Annotated in this window: 7 protein-coding genes; 4 read left to right on the top strand and 3 right to left on the bottom strand. The window is 53.8% G+C overall.

Annotation, left to right across the window (positions count from 1 at the left end; all coding sequences use genetic code 11):
• Positions 1–56: 56 nt before the first annotated feature.
• The 4 genes from HQL56_18720 (at position 57) to HQL56_18705 (ending at position 2719) form a co-directional block, all read left to right on the top strand.
• Complete coding sequence (locus HQL56_18720; GenBank protein MBF0311550.1) at positions 57–614, top strand: SocA family protein; 558 nt, start codon at positions 57–59, stop codon at positions 612–614.
• A 120-nt stretch (positions 615–734) separates the two neighbouring features.
• Complete coding sequence (locus HQL56_18715; protein MBF0311549.1) at positions 735–1037, top strand: hypothetical protein; 303 nt, start codon at positions 735–737, stop codon at positions 1035–1037.
• Between the two features lie 250 nt (positions 1038–1287).
• Positions 1288–1566 (top strand): hypothetical protein, encoded by a 279-nt coding sequence (locus tag HQL56_18710; protein ID MBF0311548.1) that lies wholly within the window; start codon positions 1288–1290, stop codon positions 1564–1566.
• Between the two features lie 193 nt (positions 1567–1759).
• Complete coding sequence (locus HQL56_18705; protein MBF0311547.1) at positions 1760–2719, top strand: sel1 repeat family protein; 960 nt, start codon at positions 1760–1762, stop codon at positions 2717–2719.
• A gap of 148 nt (positions 2720–2867) precedes the next feature.
• Here the strand turns inward: HQL56_18705 and HQL56_18700 are convergent, their stop codons facing one another.
• Genes HQL56_18700 through HQL56_18690 form a run of 3 tightly spaced genes read right to left on the bottom strand, consistent with a single transcriptional unit; the run spans position 2868 to position 3765 of the window.
• The gene (locus tag HQL56_18700) at positions 2868–3230 is read right to left on the bottom strand and encodes an acyl-CoA thioesterase (GenBank protein MBF0311546.1); all 363 of its coding nucleotides are present in this window, start codon (positions 3228–3230) and stop codon (positions 2868–2870) included.
• Positions 3230–3511 carry a hypothetical protein gene (locus tag HQL56_18695; GenBank protein ID MBF0311545.1) on the bottom strand — a complete coding sequence of 94 codons (282 nt, stop codon included), beginning with the start codon at positions 3509–3511 and terminating at the stop codon, positions 3230–3232. The genes HQL56_18700 and HQL56_18695 overlap by 1 nt, the downstream gene beginning before the upstream one ends.
• Before the next feature lie 11 nt (positions 3512–3522).
• Positions 3523–3765: a hypothetical protein gene (locus HQL56_18690; GenBank protein MBF0311544.1), complete on the bottom strand. Its 243-nt coding sequence runs from the start codon at positions 3763–3765 to the stop codon at positions 3523–3525.
• Between the last annotated feature and the right edge of the window lie 145 nt (positions 3766–3910).

Raw genomic sequence — 3910 nt, 5'->3', positions numbered from 1 at the left:
ATGGGATGTGGTAGCCTGAAGTCAGCGAGTGATTCTGATAGTGACGGAGCCGGGCTATGTACAACGAACGCAAGGCAGCGCAGATGGCGGCTTTCCTTCTGGGCAAGACCCCGGAAGGACGCATGTCTCATTTGAAGCTGATGAAGCTGTTGTATCTGGCGGAACGAGAGTCGATGCGCCTCACCGGGTTGCCCATCTGCTGGGACCATCTTGTTTCCATGCCTCATGGCCCGGTGCTTTCCATGACACTGAACCTGATGGACGGAGATGTCGAATCCCAACCGGGTGGGTGGGAGGAGTGGATATCCGACAAGGCAGGCCATGAAGTGTCGCTCCGCAGAAGTTTCACCCCGGAAGATCTGGACGCATTGAGCAGGGCCGAAGAGGACATACTGGAAAGTGTGTGGCAAGAGTTCGGCGGCATGGGAAAATGGGAAATCCGGGACTGGACTCATCAGCATTGTCCAGAATGGACCAACCCCTCCGGTTCATCCATGCCGATCCCGTTTCACGCCATGGCGCTGGCAGTCGGTTACAGTGAGGCAGAGGCCAGTGAATTGGCCGAGCGTATCGAAACCGAGCAGAATATCGACGCTCTCTATGCCTCCCTATGAAAATGTTCATCCCGTTTCGGCGCCACGGTTCTGATACCTTCCGACCCCCCGGACGACCCGGACCGCGAACATCTCTTTATCGTTCTGACCGATCCGTTCGTTTCCGGCCATGACAAGTATGTGTTGCTGGTGTCAGTTTCCAGTGTCGGCAAAGCCGGGTCCTGGCATGACACCACCTGCATCCTGAACCAGGGCGACCATCCTTTCGTGAAGCACCAAAGCTTTGTCTTTTACACCAGATCCCGAAACGAAAACGCCAACAAGGTGGTAAAGGGCGTGAAGGGCGGATCGTTTGTCCCGCAGGATCCGCTGGACCAGGAGGTGTATGAGCGGATCTGTGGGGGGATGAGTGTATCCCCTTATACCCCGAAAAACATTCTTGCCCTCTACAACCAGGCGTTGGCACTAGGCTTGGCTGGATGATGGACGGCTTACTTCCAACCTGGGTGCCGGGGGTGCCGTATCGGCTGCATAACAACCGGCCTGGACGGCAGCAAAACCGGTGAGCCTGTTGCCGGAAAGATCCTTCCCGGTCAAATTCCAAAATTTACTCCCAATAACGGAAATTTGACCTGACTCCATCTCAAAATCATCTTTTCCTGCCGCTCTTCCTCCGGTATACTCCTGACGGTCCGACTTCCAACCTCAATCTTCCGTCATGAAGGAGAAGCCCATGAAGCGCGTCCTCTTCCTTGCCGCCTTGTTCACCGCCGGTACCGCCTTCGCCTGGGGCGATGATGTCTACGTCAACGGCCATTTTCGCCAGGATGGTTCCTATGTGCAACCGCATGTGCGCTCCGCCCCGAACAACTCCATGTTTGACAACTACAGCACCCAGGGCAACACCAATCCCTATACCGGACAGAGCGGGAGACTGAGCCCGTATGGCTCCTCCTTTGGTGGTGGCACCTACGGGACCGGAAGCACCGGTTCGCGCCGGCGCGGATGGTAGCGTGAAGGGCGGGGGAAACCCCGCCACCCTACATAACCGCTTGGTCGGATCGCCCCACAAGGGGCTGATGACCGGGTCCTCTTCGCCATCCTCAGGTTATCGGTGCATGGCCCAACCAGAAGAGAAGCCTTCCAGATGGGTGATGGGTCTGCATTTGTGGGGAGGGGCGTGCCTTAAAATATTCTTCGATTTGATGGAACTAAAAGCGGGAGCATTGATTGTCGCTGGTGAGGTTCTTGCAGGATATGCCCTGTCAAAATATTTCGTAGTATTAATAGATAGATATATTGTGTCATCAAAAACCAGGCTTGTGGTAAAGATCTTTCTCCCGTTTCTGTATCTTCTCGCTGCATCGATGATCCCTTTTTTGATAGGAACATTCAACAATAACCTCAACAAGAAGTATCAATCTCTGTCAATCGGATCGGAAAACAGGCCAAAAACAAGCCCGGTTGCTGCTCATGTGACAGACGATGGCAACCCACCTCTGCCACCTGGGTTCCGATATATCTCCCCCGACGACCCGGAGGTTGCCCACCTGTTTGGAGGTGGACCTTCTGCCGGACAGGGAGGCATTTTGCCGATTACAGGTAGGGTTGCCCCACAGGATGCAGCCATCGATCAGTTGCGCATGGCCGCTGAAAAGGGTGATGCTGAGGCGCAATACAAACTTGGGGTTATGTTTGAAAACGGCGACGGCGTTTCCCAGGACTATAAGAAATCCGTAAAATGGTTCCGGCTGGCCGCCGAACAGGGCTTTCTGTCAGCGCAAAACAATCTTGGATTTATGTTTTTAGAAGGTAGAGGGGTTATTCAAGACTATAAGGAAGCCATGCAATGGTTCAGGCTGGCCGCTGAACGAGGCTTATCGGCGGCGCAAAATAATATCGGATTTATGTACTTAAGCGGCGAAGGGGTTCCTAAAGATAATATTCAGGCCCATATGTGGTTAAATCTTGCTGGCGCCAACGGGAATAAAACGGCCCCCGATGCTCTAAAGGCTGTTGCTATGCTCATGACCCCGGAGCAGATTGCCAAAGCCCAGGAGCTGGCTCGCAACTTCGTACCAGTCGGCAACAAAGGACCAATAATGTACCCGCGCATCGACGACCGTGGAGACGACTTCGTGCCAAATAACCGTCAGAGGAACTGAACAACATGCTTTGGCGACAGAGTCTAAGAACAAATCCCAGGAGGGCGGGAAAGTCAACGACAACAGGACACGTCCCAGGGCGCTGCCCTGGACCCGTCGGGGGGGATAATCCCCCCCGAACCCCCGTATTACTGAAAGGATACCTCAATCACGGCGTCGAAACCGCCGGCAGCTCCTGTTTATTGCCGTCGGGGCCGATGCAGACGAAGGTCACGGAGGTGGAAAAAATGGTTTTGCACTCGCAGGCCACCGCGTTCTGCACCGTGGCCAGATACTCCACCGAGGTGCGCCCCACCCGGGTGCGCTGTACCTGAATGCACAAAATGGCCCCCAGATCGACCCGCTCCAGAAAAGCCACCCGCTCCATGGCCACGGTGACGAACTCCGATCGCGGATAGTCCAACCGCGCCGCGATATAGGCCGACTCGTCCACCCACTTCAGCAACTGCCCGCCGAAGAGGTAGCCATAATGGTTCAAATGCTCAGGGAGAACCAGTTTGTAGGTTTGCATCACTCTTCCGTAGTGGAGCGGAAATAAAACCCGATTACCAGAGTAACGATGGGAGGAAGAATGGTCTTGGCATACTCAAAAACTTCCTTGCTAGCCGGATTTTCCGGCAGGTAAACATAGACGCCACAACTCACCAAGGCCAGAAGAGCCGCAACGCCTAAAATCCCTTTCGCCAATGATAATATATCTTTAGGGGTGACATCTTTTTGGACGGAGCTGTTGTAAAGCGACGCACCATCCGATGAGTCACCATCGACCTGTACCTCCTCGACTTCCGCCATGAGGAATACCTCTATATACCGCTAATACGAACGGCAACCTGGGGAGCGTCCCTGTCGGAATCATCAATGACCGCAAGCTTGAACTTGGATTTTGGCTCTCCAATCTTTATGTCCCTGCGTCGCTTTTCTTCAAGCACATTGAGAGCGGAGAGCGCCCTCCGAATAACCTCCTCGTCATTGATACTATCCCGCTTTGCAATAGTCGAAATGAGCTTAGATGCATCCCCCGAAAGAGTGAATCTGAGATTTGCCATGTTATTTTCCTCCGCGAAACAGACACAACACCCTCATTTGTGGATTTTAAGCCCTTGTAACGAAGGCGTCAAACGGAATATCCCGATGGCATCCGCCTTGTCGGAAAACGGCGGAGGGTGTGATAGCGGAGCTGCTGGTAAAATA

Source organism: Magnetococcales bacterium, from assembly GCA_015231925.1.
Classification (GTDB): domain Bacteria; phylum Pseudomonadota; class Magnetococcia; order Magnetococcales; family JADGAQ01; genus JADGAQ01.
This window is presented reverse-complemented; position numbering and strand designations above follow the sequence as displayed.

Excerpts from the sequence above, each read along its gene's own strand:
- HQL56_18700 (MBF0311546.1), bottom strand. The coding sequence starts at position 3,230 with ATGCAAACCTACAAACTGGTTCTCCCTGAGCATTTGAACCATTATGGC.
- HQL56_18695 (MBF0311545.1), bottom strand. The coding sequence starts at position 3,511 with ATGGCGGAAGTCGAGGAGGTACAGGTCGATGGTGACTCATCGGATGGT.
- HQL56_18690 (MBF0311544.1), bottom strand. The coding sequence starts at position 3,765 with ATGGCAAATCTCAGATTCACTCTTTCGGGGGATGCATCTAAGCTCATT.
- HQL56_18705 (MBF0311547.1), top strand. The coding sequence starts at position 1,760 with ATGGAACTAAAAGCGGGAGCATTGATTGTCGCTGGTGAGGTTCTTGCA.
- HQL56_18710 (MBF0311548.1), top strand. The coding sequence starts at position 1,288 with ATGAAGCGCGTCCTCTTCCTTGCCGCCTTGTTCACCGCCGGTACCGCC.
- HQL56_18720 (MBF0311550.1), top strand. The coding sequence starts at position 57 with ATGTACAACGAACGCAAGGCAGCGCAGATGGCGGCTTTCCTTCTGGGC.